Annotated in this window: 11 protein-coding genes; 5 read left to right on the top strand and 6 right to left on the bottom strand. The window is 34.5% G+C overall.

What is annotated here, in order from left to right; translation table 11 throughout:
- The first annotated feature begins 31 nt into the window (after positions 1 to 31).
- The 4 genes from BOW57_RS19225 (at position 32) to BOW57_RS19210 (ending at position 8,042) form a co-directional block, all read left to right on the top strand.
- A complete protein-coding gene (locus tag BOW57_RS19225; RefSeq protein WP_129056655.1) occupies positions 32 to 955 on the top strand; it encodes a FecR family protein in 924 nt (307 codons plus the stop codon).
- A gap of 84 nt (positions 956 to 1,039) precedes the next feature.
- The gene (locus BOW57_RS19220) at positions 1,040 to 4,426 is read left to right on the top strand and encodes a SusC/RagA family TonB-linked outer membrane protein (RefSeq protein WP_129056653.1); all 3,387 of its coding nucleotides are present in this window, start codon (positions 1,040 to 1,042) and stop codon (positions 4,424 to 4,426) included.
- Positions 4,427 to 4,445: 19 nt separating this feature from the next.
- Positions 4,446 to 5,981: a RagB/SusD family nutrient uptake outer membrane protein gene (locus tag BOW57_RS19215; RefSeq protein WP_089056103.1), complete on the top strand. Its 1,536-nt coding sequence runs from the start codon at positions 4,446 to 4,448 to the stop codon at positions 5,979 to 5,981.
- A 237-nt stretch (positions 5,982 to 6,218) separates the two neighbouring features.
- On the top strand, positions 6,219 to 8,042 hold the full coding sequence (locus tag BOW57_RS19210) for an alkaline phosphatase (RefSeq protein WP_129056651.1): 1,824 nt from the start codon (positions 6,219 to 6,221) through the stop codon (positions 8,040 to 8,042).
- Positions 8,043 to 8,140: 98 nt separating this feature from the next.
- On the opposite strand, the gene ilvA is transcribed toward BOW57_RS19210, so the two are convergent.
- From ilvA to BOW57_RS19180, 6 genes are all read right to left on the bottom strand, one after another.
- Positions 8,141 to 9,433, bottom strand: a complete 1,293-nt coding sequence (ilvA, locus tag BOW57_RS19205) for a threonine ammonia-lyase IlvA (protein WP_129056649.1) — start codon at positions 9,431 to 9,433, stop codon at positions 8,141 to 8,143.
- A gap of 25 nt (positions 9,434 to 9,458) precedes the next feature.
- Entirely contained in the window at positions 9,459 to 9,983 is a 525-nt protein-coding gene (gene ilvN / locus BOW57_RS19200; RefSeq protein ID WP_129056647.1) for an acetolactate synthase small subunit, read from the bottom strand.
- Positions 9,984 to 10,514: 531 nt separating this feature from the next.
- The gene (locus tag BOW57_RS19195; RefSeq protein WP_129056645.1) at positions 10,515 to 11,849 is read right to left on the bottom strand and encodes an OmpA family protein; all 1,335 of its coding nucleotides are present in this window, start codon (positions 11,847 to 11,849) and stop codon (positions 10,515 to 10,517) included.
- An 18-nt stretch (positions 11,850 to 11,867) separates the two neighbouring features.
- Positions 11,868 to 19,013: an MBG domain-containing protein gene (locus BOW57_RS19190; protein WP_129056643.1), complete on the bottom strand. Its 7,146-nt coding sequence runs from the start codon at positions 19,011 to 19,013 to the stop codon at positions 11,868 to 11,870.
- Between the two features lie 15 nt (positions 19,014 to 19,028).
- The gene (locus BOW57_RS19185; protein ID WP_129056641.1) at positions 19,029 to 20,165 is read right to left on the bottom strand and encodes an ABC transporter substrate-binding protein; all 1,137 of its coding nucleotides are present in this window, start codon (positions 20,163 to 20,165) and stop codon (positions 19,029 to 19,031) included.
- Positions 20,166 to 20,219: 54 nt separating this feature from the next.
- A complete protein-coding gene (locus BOW57_RS19180; protein ID WP_129056639.1) occupies positions 20,220 to 20,798 on the bottom strand; it encodes a phage tail protein in 579 nt (192 codons plus the stop codon).
- A gap of 736 nt (positions 20,799 to 21,534) precedes the next feature.
- Between BOW57_RS19180 and BOW57_RS19175 the strand changes: the two genes are divergently transcribed.
- Positions 21,535 to 22,071: a sigma-70 family RNA polymerase sigma factor gene (locus BOW57_RS19175; RefSeq protein ID WP_089053831.1), complete on the top strand. Its 537-nt coding sequence runs from the start codon at positions 21,535 to 21,537 to the stop codon at positions 22,069 to 22,071.
- The last annotated feature ends 45 nt before the right edge of the window (positions 22,072 to 22,116 follow it).

The following is a 22,116-nucleotide window of genomic DNA, read 5'->3' as shown; positions in this document are numbered from 1 at the left end:
GACATACTATTAAAGAGACAAAGACATTATAATGCCTGAAAAATTACATCAAGATATAAAACAGTTTTTAAAAGGAAAACCATCTATAAAAGGAGAGGAATTATGGAATAATTGGTACGACCATCCAGAGCATTTATCTGAAGAAAATGAACTTATTGTATCAGATCGTTCTAAGTTAAAAAGAGAATTAAAGCAAATTAAGAAGACACCAAAAGTTATTTCACTTCAAAATAGAAACTTGGCAATTGCTGCATCATTAACCTTATTAATGAGTATATCTAGTTTTTTTTACTACACCTCAAAATCAAATGGTGAAATCAAACAATATGCGACAAAATTGGGAGAACGTGCCAAAATAACTTTGGCAGACGGAACTAAAATATGGCTGAATGCAGGAAGTCTTTTAAAATATCCAACAGAATTTAATGGAGACACACGCGAAGTTTACTTAACAGGAGAAGCTTTTTTTGATGTCGCAAAAGACAAAGAACATCCATTTATAATTCATACCAACAAAATGGATACAAAAGTACTCGGAACCAGTTTTAACGTTCAGGCATATCCAGATCACACTACACAAGAAGTCGCAGTTTTAACGGGAAGAGTAAATGTGAAATCGACCATTACAGATGAAAATGTTTATGTAACTCCGGGACAAAAAGTGATTTTTAAATCCAAAAGCAACAAACTGCAAGCTTTTAAAGATGTACCCGTAAATACGATTTCGTTATGGCGAAAAAACATAATGGTTTTTGAAGAAACACCTTTACCGGAAGTTATCGCAACCATAAATAGAAATTATAATATTCCGATAGAAGTTAAAAACAAGAATCTAAATACACTTAAAATAAACGGTTATTTCAAAGAACTGTCAGCAAATGAAGTAATGGCATTGGTATGCAATATTATAAATGCCGAATACAAAGTAGAATCAGGAGTATATAAGATTGAGTAAAAAAGAAAATATCTGACTTAAAATCAGATTTAAAAATAAACTACGTAGAAACAAAAAATCCAAAAACAACTAAAACAACAAGTCATGAATGAAAAACGAATGCGATGCGTCGTAAAGTTTCAAAGTATTAAAAAAACCGCTTGGTTAAAAGCAATCCTGCTTATTGCCTTGTTTTTTGCAGGTTTTACGGCAAATGCAGACAATAACAATGCAAATAAAAGAGTAACATTAAAGGTAGAAAATGAAAGTATAAAAAATGTTTTTCAAAAAATTGAAAATCAAATCGATGTACATTTTATGTACGAATCCAATCAAATTAATGCCAATCAAAAAATTAGTTTAAAACTTTCTAATGTTACACTAGAACAAGCATTAGATAAAATTTGCAGTAATTTTTTGCTTCGATATGAAATTGTAAACAACAATATCGTTATCAAGAAAACACAAAAAACTGCGGCTGCAGATCAAAATAAAATTATTGTTTCTGGGACAGTTTTCAGCGGAGACGATAATATGCCGTTGCCAGGTGTTGGAATTAAAGATAAAAATTCAAGTGCAGCAGCGACAACAGACTTTGACGGAACTTTTAAAATGGAAATTAATGCAGCTGAAGCTTTATTAGTTTTTTCATACGTTGGTTACATCAATAAAGAAGTTAAAGTATCCAAAAGCGAAACCATTACAGTAAAATTAGCGGCTGACGTAAAACAACTTCAGGAAGTAGTTGTAATGGGATATGGAAGTGTTAAAAAGAAAGAAGTTCTTGGAGCAGTAGGTTCTGTTTCGATGAAAGAAACTTCGAGCAGAACGTACAATAATGCTGCTGAATTATTACAAGGAACTGTTGCTGGTGTTACCGTTATTAATGATGGTGGAGATCCAACTGCTTCGCCAACAATTAATATTCGTGGAATTGGTTCTTTGAACGCTGAAACTCCATTAATTGTTTTAGACGGAATTATTTACAGCGGATCACTAAATACTTTAAATCCAAATGATATTGCTTCGATCAGCGTTTTAAAAGATGCCGCTTCGGCAGCAATTTATGGAGCAAGAGCATCTGGAGGTGTAATCTTAATTACCTCTAAAAAAGGAATTTCGGATCGTATTAATGTGAATGTAAATTATCAGGGCGGTTTCCAGAATGTGGCTAAAAAACTGGACGTTTTAAATGCCGCAGAATATGCAGACGCTATGAATACTGCAAGAGATAATGCTGGTTTACCAAGAATTCCTGCCTTTGATCCTGCTTTTGAGCCAACAGCAAGAACGACAAAAACTAACTGGATGGATGAAATTTTCCGTACAGGCGAAATTCAAGATTTGTCACTTTCTATAAATGGAAAAACAGAAAAATCAAATTTCTTTCTTTCAGGAAGTTATAGAAAAAATGAAGGTGTTTTACTAAATACCTACGGAGAACGTTATACCGTTAGAGCAAATACATCTTTTAAACTGGCAGATAATTTTACAATTGGAGAAAATTTATCCTATTCATTAACTGATGGACAAACAGCTAATACTGCAAATGCTTATACAGGAGCTATTTTGGCTGCAGTATTTTATCCGCCAAATGCAACTATTTATAGAGAAGACGGTTCTGGACAGTTTGGAGGAGTTCCAGAAAAATATATTGGTTCTTACGGAGATGTAATAAACCCTGTAGCTTATTTAAAAAGACTAGACAACAGAAATCCTGTTTCTACCATTTTGATAAATCCTTATGCAGAATGGGAAATTGTACCAGGCTTAAAAGTTAAATCGAATTGGGGGTATACTAGAATTCAAGACAACGCAACTGATTTTTCAACAAAAATTACAGAACCGGGAAAAATCTTTGACTTTAACCGTTTGACAAAAAAATCAGCTACAACTACTGATTTACTAAGTGAGCAAACTGTTTCTTACGAAAAATCATTTGGAAAACACAATCTTAAAGCTTTAGCAGGATATACGTATCAAGAAACAAAAAGAGATTTTTATACGGTTGAAGGAACAGGTTTTGACAGCGAAGATCCATCACAACGTTATTTGCTAAACGCAAAATTAATTCAACAAACAGGAGCAGGTTTATCTGATGAAATTATCTCATCTTATGTGGGAAGGATTAATTACGACTTCAACCAAAAATACTTAATCTCAGGAATCGTTCGTCGTGACGGAACTTCAAAACTATTATCAGAAAACCGTTGGAAAGTATATCCATCAGTTTCTGCAGGATGGTTAATTTCTGAAGAAGGATTTATGAAAGGTATCAGTTCAACAGTTAGCAACTTAAAATTACGTGCAAGCTGGGGACAAATTGGAAATTTAGGAAACCTTGGACCATATCAGTTTAGTGTGCCTTTAACGCAGACTCAAGCTTTAATAGGAGCAACTCCAACTATTAATTATGGTTATGCAGAAAGCGAATTATCAAACCCGAATTTAAGATGGGAAAGTTCAGAGCAGACCAATTTAGGTTTAGATTTTACCATGTTTAATAATACCTTATTAGGATCTGTTGATGCTTACGTAAAAACAAACAAAGACATGTTAGTTCGTGATCAGCTGCCGGGTGTTTCAGGAACTCCATTAGGAAGAATTGTAAACTCTGGAGATGTTGAAAACAAAGGAATCGAGGCAAGTTTAACGTATCAAAAAACAAGAGGAGAATTTAAGTTTGATATTACAGCAAATGCAGCATTTTTAAGCAATAAAATTGTTTCTATTAAAGACGATTTAACTTCGCTGGAACCTTTAAACCTAAGCCGAGTTCGTAGTTTACCTTTAGCGAATATTTATCAAGTAGGAAGTCCGGTTGGTGCATTTTACGGATATGCTACAGACGGATTATTTCAAAGTAATGCCGAAGCAAAAGCGTATGTAAACTCTAATAATGTTGCTTATCAGCCAAATGCTGTTGCCGGCGATATGAAATTTAAAGATGTAAACGGCGATGGAGTTATTAATAACAGCGATAGAGTAGTACTTGGAAGTCCGTTTCCTAAAACTACTTTCAGTTTAAATACCAACTTTAGATATAAAGGTTTCGATATGAATATCTTTTTAAGCGGAGCTGCCGGAAATAGTGTTTTCAATGCCGTAAAACATACAGGTTTAAACGGTTCTTTTCCAGGTTACAATTTATTAGCCGAATCTAAAAATGCTTGGTCTCCAACTAATACAAACACCGATATACCTGTATTGTCATCGACAGACAATAACAACAACTTCGGTCGTATTTCTGATTTTTATATTGAAGATGCTTCTTTCCTAAGATTAAGAAACCTTTCGATTGGTTATACAATCAAAGAAAATTGGTTAAACGGAAAAGCTAAACTAAGATTCTTTGTTTCAGGACAAAACTTATTTACCATTACAAACTATTCAGGAATGGATCCAGAAGTTGGTCTTAGAAATTTCGGAATGGACTTAGGGAAATATCCACTGTCTCGAATTTACATGACTGGTCTAAACGCTACTTTTTAAAAAAAATAAAAATAACAAAATGAAAAATTTAAGTCTTTTATTATTAAGTTTTGTGCTGTTAGTAAGCACTTCAGCTTGCGAAAGCGAACTTGATCTTGTACCGCAAGGAGCACCGTCAAGCGGAAATTTTTGGAAAACTCCGGCAGATGCAAAAGCGGGTGTAAATGCGATTTATGATTTGTATTCTAATGATAATATGTACGGTCGTGGTTTTTTCTGGCTTAACAATGCCAGTGATGATATAGGAACAAAACCAAGACAAAACGCAGAACGTATTAAAAACTTTATTGTTGATGGAGCAGAGTCTGATACGAAAGACATTTGGAGACTGCATTACGAAGTTATGAAACGTTGTAACGATGTAATTCGTAATATTCCGAATATTGCTTTGGATGAAAAAACAAAAAACGGAATGTTAGGTGAAGCTTATTTCAATCATGCCGTAATGCATTTAGAATTGGCTTATCATTACGGAGATGATCGTGCAGGAATACCAATTCAGGACAGAGAAAATCCCACTAATGTATATGTGCCGCGCGCTAAAAATGTAGCCGAAAATTACGCTTACATTGCAGCAGATCTTATAAAAGCGGCAGATTTATTGCCTTATTTTAATGAATTAACACCAGACAATTATGGGCGTGCACACAAAACAGCAGCTTGGGGTTATTTAGTTCGTACGTATTTGTATGCAAAAGATTGGGATAACGCTATAAAATATGCCAATATGATTGTTGCAAGCGGTAAACACAAACTGCTTGATAATTTTGAAGATGTATTTAAAATTAAAAATAATTGGTCTACAGAATACATCTGGTCAGTGACTTCAAGTTCTGAAAATACTTCTTTAGGTTCTATTTTTCCAGGAGTTTGTTTAGAAGACAAAGGATGGGGAGTTTACAATGGATGGGGAAATTTTTATCCAACAAAAGAATTGTTTGATACTTATGTTCCAACAGATAAAAGACGCAGTGCCACTATTTTACAAAAAGGAGATAAATTCACTTATTTTGGAGAAGTAGTTACTTTTAATGAAGGAAAAAACATTGTGAGTTCTAGTAACAGAACGGGTTATCAGTTTAAAAAATATATGGAGCCGTTTAGTTATCCAAAAACAACTTCAGGCGGAATTGATATTCGTTATGTAAATGCAAATGGAGACAAACCTTCAACAGCACTTAACGTTCCGCTTTTACGATATGCAGATGTATTATTGATGCTTGCAGAAGCCAAATTAATGAAAGGTCAAAATGCAGATACTGAAATCAATTTGATTCGTCATCGCGCTGGACTTGGAGATATCGCTGGTGCTACAATGGTCGATTTAAAAAGAGAAAGACGTTGTGAATTAGCAGGAGAATGGACAGATCGTCATTTCGATTTAGTACGCTGGGGCGATGCAAAAGAAACTTATGCAAAACCGCTGCACCATTATAACGGAAGTGTAATTTATCCTGCACGTAATTTTAATCCTGCGATACACCATGTTTGGCCAATACCGCCAGATGAAATCGCAGTAAGTAAAGGCGCATTGACCCAAAATCAAGGCTGGTAATTAGTAGTTTCATTTTGATTAGTTTTTTTTACACTGCAGGCTTGTTGTGTAGTCTGCAGTTTGTAAAAAAGTACAATCAAATTTTAAATAGTGTAAACCAGTCTTTTCCCAAAGAGACTGGTTTGTATTTAAGTAAAACTTGTTATTCCCAGCAGATATAAAAATGCACTTTCAAATTACAACAACTTAATTTCTAATAAAGTTACCTACAGCTTTAAAAGAATAAAAACATTTTCAATGAAAAAAATATTCACCCTTTTTTGCCTTTCCTTTTTCCTCTTTGCACAAGCACAGGAATATAGTTCATCAAACATACATTCGCATAATGATTATGCCGGTGCACTGCCATTTTATGGAGCATATTCTAACGAAACCGGCGTTATTGAAGCCGATGTTTTTTTAGTAAACAATGAACTTTTTGTATCGCATACTTCAAAAGAAATTGCGGTGCACAACACACTTAAAAGTTTATATCTAGAACCGTTATCTTCAAAACTAAAAAGTTTAGAAGGAAAAGTTTATCAAAGCGGTAAGCCATTAATTTTAATGATCGATATAAAAACTGATGCCGATTCGACTTTAAAATTAATCGTACAGCAATTAAAGACTTTTCCAGAAATCATTTCAAATAAAAATATAAAAGTCGTAATTTCAGGAAACAGACCGCTGCCATCACAATACGCCAATTATCCTGAGTTTATTTATTTTGACGGAAGACTGAATGAAAATTATACTGCCGAACAATTGGCACGTGTAGAAATGATCAGCGAAGATTTGAAAGAATTTACAGTTTGGAATGGAAAAGGTGTTTTGACACAGGATGATTTAGAAAAAATTCAGTCAACAATTAAAAAAGTACACAGTCAAAATAAAAAAATAAGATTTTGGGGAACGCAGGACAATGTAAATACTTGGATGACTTTAATGAATTTAAAAGTTGATTTTATTGGTACAGATAATGTTTCAGAATTGACGCATTTTATCAATAACATTAAATCAACATTTTATCAAAACACCGAATTTCACCAAGCTTACGTTCCTAAAAACACTTCGGTTTTTACTAAAAAGAAACCTAAAAACGTAATTCTGTTAATTGGTGACGGAATGGGTTTAACGCAAATTTATGCGGGTTATACAGCAAACAAAGGGCAGTTAAGTCTTTTTAATATTCCCACACAAGGACTTTCTATAACTAAAGCTTCAAATAGTTATATTACAGATTCGGCTGCAGGAGCAACTGCAATGGCAACGGGACATAAAACCAATAATAGATTTATAAGTGTTGATGAAAACGGAAAGCCATTAGAATTAATCACGCAGCAATTAGCAGCAAGAAATTATAAAACAGCTGTTATCTCTGCAGGAAATATTACAGATGCAACGCCAGCGGCATTTTATGCACATCAGCCGGAAAGAAGTTACAGCGAACCTATTGCAAATGACTTCTTATCAAATCCTTCAGATATTTTAATTGGAGGCGGAAAAAATGAATTTAAATCTAGAAAGGATGGAAAAGATTTATCTAAAATATTGACTGAAAGAGGATATACTTTTTTAGATAAATTCAACAGTTTAGATACAATTAAAAACAGCAAATTTATTGTTTTAGATGATGCTGCAGTAGTTTCTATGAAAGACGGACGTGGAGATTTCCTGACTAAATCTTTTGCAAAAGCTACAAGTACGTTATTAAAATCAAAAAATCCATTTTTTATAATGGCAGAAGGAGCACAGATTGATTACGGTGGACACAGAAACAATGTAGAATATGTAGTTCGCGAAATGCTTGATTTTGATAAATTAGTAGGGCAGGCAATGGAATTTGTTGATAATAATCCCGAAACATTATTAATCGTAACAGCTGATCATGAAACCGGAGGACTTTCGTTAATCGACGGAAGTATTGAGAAAGGGTATGTGCACGGAAGTTTCAGTACAAATGATCATACAGCAGTTCCAGTTCCCGTTTTTGCATACGGTGCAGGAGCACAAAATTTTATGGGTGTTTATCAAAATACCGAAATTTACAGCCGAATAATAAAAGCGCTAAGTATAAAATAGCGGTTGTTAACTTCGTTTAGAATAGTGTAATAAAAAATAAAACCAGTGCATTTTACGTCACTGGTTTTTGTTTTTCATTGATAGATGCAAGGTCAATTTTATCTTAGAATAAATTGATTGTTATTCTGTTTTTCTTCCCATAAAATGTTTTCCAAGTTACTATTCGAACTAAATAAATCATTTCGATCGTTGAGGTTTTGATATTGAAATTCTTTCGCCTGCATTTTGGTTTTTATTGCTTCAATATTGTTTGCTGCTTTTATTTCTAATCGTATAAAAACCGATTGCGTTTCATAGCTGTCATTTTGAACAAATTGAAAATGTGTAATTTCATCATCAGGACCAAGTATGTGACTTATAAAATCTTTTAATATTTCGCTTCGCTGTGGAGATTGAATCATAAAATAATGTACCAAACCGTCATATAATAAAGAACGTTCTTTTATTTCGGCCTCTTTTTCTGCATTTTTTAGACCGCCGTTTATTATACAAATCACGTTTTTTCCTTTTATCTTATCGGCATAAAAATCTAGCGCTGCAATACTTAATACACCTTCATGTTCTATATTAATATCTTTATTATTGGCTAATTTTAGAATAGTCGAGCAGATTTTTCCTTCGGGAATTTTTATTACATCAGTTAGGTTTTCTTTACAGATGTTAGAAGTTAGATCATCCTGTTTTTTAATAGAAGCAGTATTTAAATTGGAGTTTTTATTAGCAAAAGAATGATCGCTTTCACTTGTAATTTCAAGCGACGGATTTTCTTGAGTTGTGACTCCAATAATTTTAGTATTAGGACTTAACATTTTAAATGCAGAGGAAATTCCTGCTGCTAAACCATCTCCTTCTAAAGGAACAAAAACGTAATCAATAGGATTTTGATATTCCTCAAGAATTTCAAGTCCTGCAGTTGCCTGACCAGCGATTACTTTTAAATCGTCAAAAGGATGTATAAAGGCTTTGCGATGTATCGAAGCATCTCCCAAAGCAATCGAATATGCTTCTTCAAAATAATCGCCGGTTAGGATTATTTTGATGTACTCTTTTCCAAATTTCTGAATTTGTTCTAGTTTTTGTTTAGAGGTATTTTTGGGCAGATATATTTTCCCCATTATTTTTAATAACTCACAGCAATAGGCAACTCCCTGTGCATGATTTCCGTCGCTGGCACAAACAATTCCGCGCTCTTTCTCAGTAATAGATAAAGAATTAATTTTATTATAAACTCCTCTGATTTTAAAAGAACAACCCGCTTGAAGGTCTTCACGTTTTAATAAAACAGCGGCATTATATTGCTTCGAGAGACTTAAGTTTTCTAATAAAGGAGTGGAAACAATTACAGCAGCTAATTGTTTCTGAGCGAGCTGTATTTCTTTAAATAAATTCATCTTGGCGTTGTGCTGTTTTTTCAACTTAGTAGTTTTCCATCTCCGATAATTCCTTTGCAAACCCTTCGCTGCCTTTAATCAAAGCAATTTTTGAACTTTTTGCAAATTCGACAAGTTCATATTGATTAAGAATAGTTGTTAAATTATCTATTTCATTTTCCTGTGCCGTAACTTCAAATACAGTGTACTTTTTTTCGATTGATAAAAAAGTCGCATTATATTTTTTAAATAAAAGATCAAGACTTTCATTGTTTATCATTATATCCGTTGGCAGTTTGTACAATGCTGTTTGTGCAGAAAAAATTTCCTTTTCAGTATTACAATAACATCTAAATACATCGATGATTTTTTCTATTTGATGTACCAAGTTTTGCACGATTTCTGAGGCTGCATTAATAACAATTGTAAACCGATGCATTTTATCAATTTCACATTCTGAGATATTCAAACTCACCAGATTAATTTTCTTTCTTAAAAACATTACGGCAATTCTATTGATTAGCTCTAGTTGATTTTCGGTATAAACTGTCAAAGTATATTTCTCTTCCATTTTGTTTGTGCTGCTGTATTTAGTTGAATTTTTATTTAGTAATTTTTAGAGTTGTTTCTTTTCAGCGCAAAAAAAAACCTTTCTCGTTTGACGGAGAAAGGTTCGTATTACACAATATAATCCTAACTCGTCATGAGAGACAAATAATGATAATTGCGATAATAATTATTGCTGTTAAATTTTTCATGTTTGTTTTAAATAAAAAAACCTCCCGGTTTAGGGAGGTTTTAAAATTGTATTATGTATACTTCTTTATATAAAATCCCTTTACTAATATCAAATGATAATAATAGAATTGATAATAATAAAGATGTTAATTTGCGTGTTCATTTTTTATTTATAAAGCGCAAATGTAGTATAAAAAAATATACGGGTTTAACTTATTTTTATTTTTTTTAAAATTACTAAAGATTAAAAAACAGTAAACGAAACAATTATAGAATTTTCATTTCATTGTAAAATAAGAATTTTTGCAATATTTATTTTAGCAGTATTCATTGTTTTATTTGAAATAAGAAAAGAAATTCTAAATCAATTTTGGATTACTTCCATAGAAACCCTTCTGTTTTTAATTCTATTTTCTTCAGAAGTGTTGGGTACTAATGGATCTGTTTGTCCTTTCGATTTTAAATGTATACGACTGTTTTCAATTCCTTTTCCTTGAAGATAATCTGCAACAGATTTAGCTCTTAACATTCCTATTTCTTGATTTCTTTCATTGCTTCCAATGTTACAAGTGTAGCCTGTTACCTCTAATACAGCCGTTTTGTCTTTTTTCAGAATTACTGCTATCTCGTCAAGATGAGGAATTACAGCAGGAGACAAATCAGTATTTCCAACGGTGGTGAAACCTACAGGCTCTTCAATTAAAATTATATTTTCGGCAGTAATTACTTCTTTCTTTTCTGGAGGAGTTTGAACTACGGAAATTTCTGTTTTTGGTTCTACTTTTGGTTCTACTTTTGGTTCTGCTGTAGTTTGTACGGCTGTCGTAGTACTTTCAGGCGGTGCAGGTAATTGCTTTTTCGTTTTAAGTGAAAAACCTAATTTAACCTGAAGGCCTGCCGCTAAATAGTTGGTTTTTTGTACTACTTTGTCATTCTTGATTACTCCATTTGGTTCAATACTATTTACATCGGTAGGACTATAGGTTACCAAATTAGAATCTGAATTACTTTTGGCGAGCTCGTTTAATCCATAATCGACGTAAACTCCAGTATAAAGATTTAAGTTTTCTTTTAGTTTAAAACTTAAGCCAGTCTCAGCACTTAATAAAATAGAGTTTGCAAGACTGGTACGCGTATTGCCTTTCCAATTCGATATTTTACCAAAACCGTGTGATGGTAAATTATCTATAACAAGATCTAAATCTGGATAATATCCCGACATCTGAATTTCAGAAGCGCTGGCTTTGGATTTTAATTTTCCTGGAAACAAAGCTTTTGCTCCAACTCCTAAATAGAATCCTGTTTTAGCCGATATATCTGTTCGATATTGTAAAAGGACAGGCACAACAAAAGAGAAAAAATTTTGGTCTTCAGCATAATTCTTTGGACTTACGCGATATTCAAAAGCCGATCCTTGATCATCTACTTCATACGAAGTAAATGTTGTTCCTTCGTTTAAATTAAAAGAATTCTGACTGTATTGCCCTTCTATTCCTGTTGCAATTCCCCAATGCTTATTTAGATAATACGTATAGCCCAAACCTATTCCAAATCCAGTTTTAAGTTTTGCATCACCCAAAGCACTGTCGTAAAGAATTCCAGATGGACCGCCATTAATTTTAATATTAAATTCTTGCCCTTTTACAGTACAACTAAATAAGGTTAAAAACAGTATTGTTAGTTTATATTGATTTTTCATTTTTTAAGTATTTAATTTTTAACGTACCAATAAATTAATTGTTTTATGCTGACCGTTTGCCAATGACAAAACAACTACATAAATTCCTGTTGATGAAGGTGCAGTAACAATCACCTTTGGACTAACATTATTTACGGTAGTTACTAATTTTCCAGATAAGTCAAAAATATTAATACGTGAGTCTTTTAAGTCTTCTGCAGAATAATCAGATTCAATTGTTAATTCGCTTAAGCTTCGAACTGGATTAGGATACAGTTTTAAAGCTTTTGAAAAAGTTTGCGTATCAATTGTTATTGGACAGAATTTGATAACATTTCCATCTTTATCTTTGGCTTGTACTGAATAAGTGCCTTTTAAAGGTTTCTCACTATAATACTGACTAGTTGCTCCTGGAATAAGCACTCCGTTCTTATACCATTGAAATGATGAGTAATTTTTAGTTGAGTTATCAAATAACAAAGTATCCTCCCAATATTGGCTTATATTTCCAGACTGACTTACTTCGATCAATTTTGTAATTTGTACAGCTGGATTGTGGTTTTGATCTCCCTCTTGAGAAACTTTGATAGTTGTTGCTCCAGCACGATTAATTTTTAATACATCGCCTTGAATAGCCGCAATTGATGAATTTTCTACGACATAAGATACTGGAAGTCCACTATTTGAAGAAGCAGTAAGTTGTACTTGGTCTGTCGTATTACATCCAAAGGCCAAGTCTTGATTCCACTCAATTACTTGATTTGCTTTAGTAATTTTAAAATCAGAAGTTTTAAAATCAATTGTATAGTTCGCCCCAGCACTTAAAGTTCCAAGTGTAATAGGATAAGTTCCAGCGTTCTCACCAGCAGTTCTAGAAAGTAAACCTGTAATAATTGAATTGCTATCTCCATTAACAAATCCAGTTGCCACGTAACTTAGTTTTGGTTCTGTGCTTCCATATACTTTTGTTTGATCTGAAGCTGCCACAACTTTTAAAATATTTTTTTGCGTAGTGAAGCTAATTTCATTTCCGTAGTTTACATAGCCAAATTTGCCAATAGAATATGCTCGTACATAATATACTTTATTTCCTAACAAGCCTTCTATAATTTTTGTAAATGTTCCCGGATTACTGCCTAGAACAATTTTAGAATCAGTGATTTTAGGATTAGCAGCAGTTGCGAATACAAGTCCTATTTCTGAAGTACATTCTCCTAGATCTCCATCAATTCCATTTTGACTGGCATTTACGTTTAGAGTAACACTAGATGCAGTAAACTCAGTTGGGATAGAGGTAATTAAACCTATTGGACTTGAAGGCTGTGTAATAGTAAAATTCTGATTTACACTGCAATTATTACTATCTGTTATGGTACAAACATAATCACCTTTTACAAGATTTTGTGCAGTTTGAGTTGTACTGTCAGAGTTACTCCATTTATAAGAATAGGGAGCAGTTCCTCCAGAAATTGTAACAGTTGCTTCTCCGTTATCAGCGTTATAACAAGTAACATTTTTTGAGTACTTGTAGTCTTTTAATGCTGCAGGTTCAGTAATTGTAAAACTTTGATTTATAGTGCAATTGTTGCTGTCTGTTATGGTGCAGACATAATCGCCTTTTACAAGATTTTGTGCAGTTGGACTAGTACTGTCAGAGTTACTCCATTTATAAGAATACGGCGCAATTCCTCCTGAAATCGTAACAGCTGCTTCGCCGTTATCAGAATTATAACAAGTAACATTTTTTTGAGTACTTGTAACTTTTAATGCTGCAGGTTCTATAATGGTAAAATTCTGATTTACACTACAATTATTACTATCTGTTATGGTGCAGACATAATCACCTTTTACAAGATTTTGTGCAGTTGGACCAGTACTGTCAGAGTTATTCCATTTATAAGAATACGGGGCAATTCCTCCTGAAATTGTAACGGTCGCTTCTCCGTTATTACTGTTATAACAAGTAACATTTTTTTGAGTACTTGTAACTTTTAATGCTGCAGGTTCTGTAATTGTAAAGTTCTGATATATAATGCAATTATTACTATCTGTTATGGTACATACATAATCGCCTTTTACTAGATTTTGTGCAGTTGGACCAGTACTGTCAGAGTTACTCCATTTATAAGAATATGGCGCAATTCCTCCTGAAATGGTAACAGCTGCCTCTCCGTTATCACCGTTATAACAAGTAACATTTTTTTGGGTACTTGTAACTTTTAATGCTGTAGGTTCTCCAATTGTAAAACTTTGTTTTGCAGTACAATTGTTTGCATCAGTTACTGTTGCTGTATAAGTTCCCGGACTAAGTCCTGTTGCAGTTGCAGCAGTGCCGCCAGATGGTGACCATGAGTATGTATAGGTACCAAAACCTCCTGTTACGGCTACAGTTGCCGATCCGTTGTTAGATCCATTGCAAGAAGCGTCAATTTGAGCTCCAATAGAAGCAGTTAATACATTTGGTTCTGTTATTAAAACACTTTCTGTTGTTGAGCAATTATTAGCATCAGTAACTGTTACAGTATAATTTCCTGGACTAAGCCCTGATGCAGTTGCTGCAGTGCCGCCAGATGGTGACCATGCATAAGTATAAGCACCAGTACCTCCAATTACAGTTGCTGTTGCAGATCCGTTAGATTCTCCATTACAACTAACATTTTTAGAATTTATAGTTATCTTAATAGGGTTAGGTTCCGTAATTGTAAATGATTGTGCAGTTTTACATGAATTACCATCTGTAATAGTTACCGTATAGGTACCAGCGGTAAGTCCTGTTGCTGTCTTAGCAGAGCCTCCAGTAGGAGCCCATTGATACGTATAAGAACCAGTACCGCCTGTAACATTTACAGAGGCAGATCCTGTAGCTGCACCGTGGCATAATAAATTAGTTTGAGATGGTGTAACTGCTAAAGCAGAAGGTTCTGTAATAGTAAAGGTTTTTATAATAGAACAACCATTTGAAGAAGTTATTGTTACACTATAGTTACCTGCTGTAAGGTTGCTTGCAGTATCTCTAGAACCACCAGATGGCGCCCAAATGTAAGTAAATGGACCTGGTGCCCCAGCTGGAATTACCGAAGCAGAACCTGTATTGGCACCATTACATAAAATATTAGTTTGAGATGTAGCAGCAACTAAAGTGTTGCTTGTAGTCACAAGAAAGTTTTTAGTAAGTGTACATCCGTTACCATCTGTAATTGTGCAAGTATAGCTTCCAGCGGATAATCCTGTTACAATTTGTGTAGTGGCGCCATTTGACCATGCATAAGAATAAGGAGTTGTACCGCCATTAACACTTACAGCTGCTTGGCCGCCTGTTGAACAGGTTGCATTTATTTGACTTGTTGTAGCCGATAAAGCTGCGGGCTGCGTGATAGTAAAAGTTTTTGTAACAGAACAACCGTTTCCATCTGTAATTAAACAGCTGTAGTTTCCAGTAGCAAGTCCAGTAGCTGTAGCGGCAGTTCCACCAGTTGGAGACCATATATAAGTATATGAGTTTAGTTTTCCTCCTGAAGCTGTTACTGTTGCTGTACCAGTTGCGCCTCCATTACAAAGAACATTAGTTTGTGATGTAGTTGCATCTAAAAGGCTTGGCTGATTTATTTCTACAATAACAGGATAAACACATGTGTTTGCATCTTGGATAAGAACAGTGTAAGTTCCTACTGCTAATCCAGTTGCCGTTTTGCCCGATCCACCAGTTGGAGACCATGTATAAGAATATGGTGCAGTTGCTCCTGTAGCAATTATTGTTGCAGACCCATTTGTTCCTCCGTTGCACGAAACGTCTGTTTTTGTATATGTTGCAGAGAATTCTGCAGGACTGCCTATCTTAACAGTTTTAACTAAAGTACAACCATTAGCATCTGTAATTGTACAAGTATAATCTCCAGCAGGTCTGCCCGAAATAGATTGTGTTACACCGCCTAATGGTGCCCATGAATACGAGTAGCCAGGGCTTCCTCCTGATACATTAACACTTGCAGTACCGTTAGATCCGCCAAAACAACTCACTCCAGTTGATGCCGTAGTTGCGGATAAAACAGGCGGCTGTGTAATTGTAAAACTTTGAGTCGTAAAACATAGGTTTTTGTCTGTAACTGTTACAGTATAAGTTCCAGCAGCTAATCCAGATGCTGTAGCAGCAGTTCCTCCAGAGGGTGACCATGAATAGGTATAGGCTCCAGTTCCTCCTGTAGCTGTAACAGTTGCAGATCCAGTTGTACCGCCATTACAAGCAATATTAGTTTGTGCAAGGGGACTAGCGACTAAAGCGGCAGGCTGGCTAATAGTAAAACTTTGGCTACTAGAACATGCATTAGCATCTGTAACTGTTGCGGTATAAGTTCCAGCAGTTAATCCAGAAGCTGTTGCAGCAGTTCCGCCAGTAGGTGCCCACGAGTATGTATAAGTTCCAGTTCCTCCTGTAGCAGTTACAGTTGCAGATCCGGTTGCTTTGCCATTACATAAAATATTGGTTTGTGCAGCTGGTGCAGCTTTTAAAGCAGCAGTTGGCCCTTCTACTAAGATATCATTTATAGTTTTGGTGCAAGAGTTAGTATCAGTAATGGTAACGCTGTAAGTTCCTGCAGTAAGACCGGTAGCTATTGCACCATTTCCTCCAGTAGGTGACCAAGAGTAGCTATATCCTCCAGCTCCTCCAATTGCAGTTACAGAAGCACTTCCATTAGATCCTCCAAAACATGAAACGGATGTTGTAGATGTTGTTCCATCTATAGCATTTGGCTGTGTTATGTTGATATTATTTATTGTTTTCGAACAATCATTATCATCAGTAACTGTTACGCTGTATGTACCAGCTGTAAGACCTGTAATAGCAGCTGTTTTTGCACCGGTGTTCCATAAATAAGTATAACCCCCAGCTCCTCCAGTTGCAGTTACAGATGCAACACCATTAGATCCTCCATTACAGGCAACATTTGTTTTAGCAGATGTTAGAATTAATGCGGAAGGCTGTGTTACCATAATATTATCTATGAATTTTACGCATGAATTTGCATCAGTGATCGTTACGCTGTAAACACCTGCTAGAAGACCCGTAATAATAGGGGTAGTAGCTCCGTTATTCCATTTGACAGTATAGGGGCTGGTTCCTCCTGTTGGAGTTATAGAAGCCACACCAGTTGATCCTCCATTACATGCGATGTTTGTTACAACAGAAGTACCATTAAGTGCCGCTGCTGGCTGGCTAATAAAAATATCATTAATAATAGATGAACAACCATTTTGATCAGTGATAGTAACACTATAAGTTCCTGCTATAAGCCCAGTAACTGTAGCAGTTTTAGCTCCAGTAGACCATTCAAAAGTTTTTGTTCCTGTTCCTCCCGATGGAGTAACAGTAGCAGTACCATTACTCCCTCCAAAACAAGAAACTGGTGTAGTACTAATATTTCCGCCAAGAGCATCTGCAGGTGTACCTACAAAGATTCCGGTTATAGTTGTAGAACATAAATTCGCATCTTTAACCGTAACACTGTAGTTTCCAGTTGTTAGTCCTGTAGCTGTGGCTGTTGTAGCTCCGTTAGACCATAGATAGGTTTTTGTTCCTGTTCCTCCTCCTGGAGTAACAGTTGCAGTACCGTTAGCACCTCCAAAACAAGAAACAGGAGTTGTACTAGTTGTTGCAGTTAGAGCCGCTGTAGGACCTCCTACCGTTATACCAGTAATAGTTTTTGTACAGGAGTTTCCATCTGTAATAGTAACGCTGTAATTTCCGGCTGCAAGGCCCGATGCTATTGCTCCGGTGCCTCCAGATGGCGACCATGCGTAAGTATAGCCTCCTGCGCCTCCTGTTGGATTAATAACTGCAATACCATTATTTAGTTCAAAACAAGTAACCGCTGTTGTTGAAGAAGTTCCATCAAGTGCTGCTGGCTGTATTATATTGAAATTTCTGGTAATTTGCGTTGATTCACCATCAGTAATGGTTACCGTATAATTCCCAGCTGTAAGGTTAGAGGCTGTTGCTCCAGTACCGCCAGAAGGTGACCATGAATAAGTATAACCTAATGTTCCGCCGGTTACAACAACAGTGGCAGAACCAGTTGCACTAGCATTACATAGAATATCTACCTTTGAAGTTGATGAGGTGCTTAAACCTGCCCCTGTATTAAATGTTGATTCAGTACCATAACTGGTACCTGCACTATTTGTAGCATAAGCTCTGTAATGAATAGTCGTTCCTGAAGGAAATCCTGTTATAGTAGCGCTAAAGTTACCAATTCCAGTTCCGTTTTGAACTTTATGATCAGTAATAGTAGGAGCTGCGGTTGTAGCCCAAACAATACCTCTTTGAACGGTTGTTTCACCGCCATCTGAAGTTACATTTCCGCCTATTATTGCTGAGACCGCTTTAATATTTGTCGCAGTAATAGTCGAAACAGTCGGGACTATAACTGTAGATACAGCGGGAGCAGGGTAATTTGCAGGAGTAATTCCTAAATCAGCAGCCCCACTGCTATGTGACCAGTATAAGGCTGATGGATTATTAATCTTAGCCAATAAATCAGTAGTAGTACCTGTTAAAGTACCTATATATTTACTATTAGCTTGTTCAGGGCCAGGTGCTGGGAATAAGGAAATACAAGTTACACCGTTAGTTAAACCAGGAGGTAATGAACTTTCGGATGCTCCACCTGCTGCTGCACCTATTGTTGTATTCCATGTAGTTATAGAGTCATAAATTGAAGAATTAAAATCAGTATGTATACCTGCAATAAAAGTAGGTGATACCGGTTGTGGACCTGTTGAAGATTGATATGCCAATATCTGGTCGCCTGCATTAGTAAAATTAAAACCTGTATTTAATGCAAGTGCTATTCCGCTTGAGCCTGAGATTGTAAAAGTATCAGCCGAAGTTTCGACTATTGATACAATTGTACCAGCAGGAGTAAAGGCTGGTACAGTCCATAATAAGTGTGTTTCGGTGTTAAATGGAATCCATGCACCGTTTCCCCATCCACATTCTGTAAAATATACAAGCGTTCCAGCATTGATATTTTTAAGAGTAATAAAGGAGAAACCATCAGTTGGGGTTCCCGCTTGATAACCAATGAAGGCGATATCACCTGGTGCCAAGACCGTTGCTTGGGCCTTAAGGTTTTGTTGTACAAAGAGTGTACACAAAAAGAGGATAAATAAGAGTAATTTTCTTTTCATAACATACAGTTTAGTTTAATGACATAAATAGGCATTTTGCCAGCCGCCCATTTGTTCAGGTTTAGTAGATCGAGTAAAAGCCTTAATAAAATGCCCGTCATTAGCAAATGTTTCAATTTTATTAAAACTTATATTGTTAGAAGAATCAAGATTTAATTTATACATATGATGATTAAATAATGTTCTGTTTGTATCAATATCAAATACAATATTTCCCCTAGGTCCAGCAATATTAAGTTTGCTCATTTTTTCAATTAAAGAAGCTATACTAAGATTATTCTCTAAATTGAAAAGAAGATTTTTTAATATTAATCCGTTTTCATAACCTAAAACCGAAAATATTGAAGGAATTTCTGAGTATTTGTTTTTATACTCATCAGTAAAGTTGATAGTATCGCTATCATTTTGCATCCAAGTGCTTACGACGTAAAGTTCGTGAGGATCGTTTTTATATTCCTTTAAAATTTTATCATTGATAAAAAACGGAGTAACATAAAACGGATACTTTTTAGTTATTTTATTCTGATTTACAAAATCGGCATTTTCCTCTGCATATAAGCCGCTATAGAAGGCAAAAACAGCATCAGGTTCATGAGAATTTATGAAATTATCCATATGTTCCGATTCATTTTCTCTAGGAACAAATGGTGTGATATAATGACCTGAAAAAATAGGGCTTTCTTTAAAAGCATACTCAATCGCTGATAGCATTCCGTAACCTGAATCATAAAACGAAGTTGAGGTTACTACTTTTTGAAAGCTTTTGGCAGTTAGATAAGTGCCTAAATGATAACACGATTCCGTTAGTCCAAATGAATTAATGTAAACACCCTTGTAAGTGGCTGTTTCATAAGGTAATGTTGCTCCTGTATCAGCGGCAAGTAATAGGATATCGTTTTTTGAAGCATAGTTATAAACCTCAGATATGTTATAATGTCCAAAAAAACCAATGATAATTGATATATCTTCTTGAAAATTTAATTTTTGTATTTTCTCGATTATCAGTTTCTCATCTGCACCAATACCAATACCTTCTATATGAAACTTTATATTAGGATTAGTAAGTTTTAGTCCTCTTATAAAATCTCTGTCTAGTGCTGGGTATTGTTGTGATTTTGGAAGTAGAATTCCTATTTTAGTACTGTTGTCCATAAAATTTGATTAAAAAACAGAGGCATTATCGCCTCTGTTTTATTTTTAATGGTATTAGTTTCTAGATGGAAAAACCCCTTCTATAGCTATGCAGTAATTTATACCTAAATAAGGATTTCTTAGACTAAATGATTGATTACCACCAGTTATACCTGTGGTACCGCTAATTGTAGAAGTTATACCGCCAACTTTATTAGCTGTCCCGCCTGCTTCGCTGTAGATATTTGGAGTATTACCGCCGGCAGCAAACGAATTGTTACCACTATCAGGATCATTGCTGATTGGTTTGTCGCTTATCGCATTAACAAGCGTATTAACAACAGCTTGAGGCGATGCAAGTGGGTGAGCATGCGTAGGCATATTATTAATCGTTAATGTAGTGTTTTCAACTCCGGCTACTTCTCCCCAACTGATATTTGTTAAACCAGGTCCTTGGCCCATTCCTACAAGAGATCTGCCTCTTAAATCAGGCAGGCCAAATGTGACTTTACCATCTCCTCCATAAGTTGTCCCTAGTAATGCGAAAAGTGCAGAGTTTTGAGTTATTGGTAAAAGTTGTCCCCAGCAAAACATCCACCCTCTTGGGTTAAAGTTAAATCCAAAAGCTAAAATTGTTCCTAATAATGGTTCCATAGTTTTTTTAAATTAGTTAATGATTAAAGATTTAGTTTAAATTAAAAATTAGGTTTAATTTTAATGACAAGCTAAATTATTATAAATAAATTCTTAATTATTAGGTAGTTTTACGTGTTTTTATTGTGGCAGTAAATTTTTTATAATCAAAAAAAAGTAAGCTGATCAGACATAAAAATACTTTCCAACCCAATATTATATATTCTATAATAATCAAGAACCTTTATGGTTTTATGCCTATCATAAGATCACAAAACTAGTCTTAAATAGTTTTTTTAAGAAAAATAAAGGGGGGGACAAATAGGGGACATTTTTGTATGTAAATTCCTTTATATTAGTGTTTTATTGTGAAATGGGATGCAAGAATAAAGAGATAAACAAAAAATGGAGGTAAAGTTTTTATACTGTGCTTCACAAAGTGAGTGTGCTTTTCTAGTTTTATCCCTCTTTCTAGTGTTTTGTAAAAGTTCTATTATAGTATTGAAATCTAACACTCATAATATGGTTTTCGGGTCTAAAAATAAATAGAAAGCAAAGATTTTCCATTTCATTAATATGGTACTAGTCGCAGCTATCATTTTCAACTCTAAATTAATTGTAAGATAAATAGAGCGGTTTCATTCTAATCAATGTTAATCAATGCCTTCTCTTGATATGATTACGGTATTTAATTAGGAAAAATTAAATTTAATTTATTTAATTTGCCTAATTATAATCAATTATTGAAGAATAAGCATTGGTTACGGAAGAAAATAATACCAGCGAACTTTTTATTAGGAAAATATTTGATCAGTACTATAGATCACTTGTTCAGTTTGCAAATCGCTTTCTGAGCATTGATGAATGCGAAGATCTGGTTCAGGATATTTTTATAGGTATATGGGAAAAAGAAAATGCATTTCAAGATGAACTGCATCTGAAGGTTTTTCTATACAAGGCCGTTCGCAATAAATGTTATAATGTTATTAAGCATAATCTGGTAAAAAATAAATATGCTGAAAATACTATTAAGTCTTTAGAAGATGATGATTTGTTCTTAAAACAAATTCTTGAAGAAGATATAGTATGCCAATTGTATAAGGCAATTGAGATTTTACCTGATAGAAAAAAAGAAATTATAAAGCTAAGTCTTAAAGGGCTTAAAAATGCTGATATAGCAGAAGAATTAGGAATACAACTTCAAACGGTCAAAACACTAAAAAGCCAATCGTATAAAATACTAAGAGATCAATTTAAAGATTTAGAATCAATAATTTATTTTTTATTGGTTTAATCTTTTTAAGAACTACTTATTTTAGAAGTTTTTTTAGGTCTTAAT

The sequence above is a fragment of the Flavobacterium sp. YO64 genome, assembly GCF_004119505.1.
GTDB lineage: Bacteria > Bacteroidota > Bacteroidia > Flavobacteriales > Flavobacteriaceae > Flavobacterium > Flavobacterium oncorhynchi.
The sequence above is the reverse complement of the archived record's forward strand: the minus strand, read 5'-3'. Positions and strand labels throughout refer to the sequence as shown.

Excerpts from the sequence above, each read along its gene's own strand:
- BOW57_RS19225 (WP_129056655.1), top strand. The coding sequence starts at position 32 with ATGCCTGAAAAATTACATCAAGATATAAAACAGTTTTTAAAAGGAAAA.
- BOW57_RS19220 (WP_129056653.1), top strand. The coding sequence starts at position 1,040 with ATGAATGAAAAACGAATGCGATGCGTCGTAAAGTTTCAAAGTATTAAA.
- BOW57_RS19215 (WP_089056103.1), top strand. The coding sequence starts at position 4,446 with ATGAAAAATTTAAGTCTTTTATTATTAAGTTTTGTGCTGTTAGTAAGC.
- BOW57_RS19210 (WP_129056651.1), top strand. The coding sequence starts at position 6,219 with ATGAAAAAAATATTCACCCTTTTTTGCCTTTCCTTTTTCCTCTTTGCA.
- ilvA (WP_129056649.1), bottom strand. The coding sequence starts at position 9,433 with ATGAATTTATTTAAAGAAATACAGCTCGCTCAGAAACAATTAGCTGCT.
- ilvN (WP_129056647.1), bottom strand. The coding sequence starts at position 9,983 with ATGGAAGAGAAATATACTTTGACAGTTTATACCGAAAATCAACTAGAG.
- BOW57_RS19195 (WP_129056645.1), bottom strand. The coding sequence starts at position 11,849 with ATGAAAAATCAATATAAACTAACAATACTGTTTTTAACCTTATTTAGT.
- BOW57_RS19190 (WP_129056643.1), bottom strand. The coding sequence starts at position 19,013 with ATGAAAAGAAAATTACTCTTATTTATCCTCTTTTTGTGTACACTCTTT.
- BOW57_RS19185 (WP_129056641.1), bottom strand. The coding sequence starts at position 20,165 with ATGGACAACAGTACTAAAATAGGAATTCTACTTCCAAAATCACAACAA.
- BOW57_RS19180 (WP_129056639.1), bottom strand. The coding sequence starts at position 20,798 with ATGGAACCATTATTAGGAACAATTTTAGCTTTTGGATTTAACTTTAAC.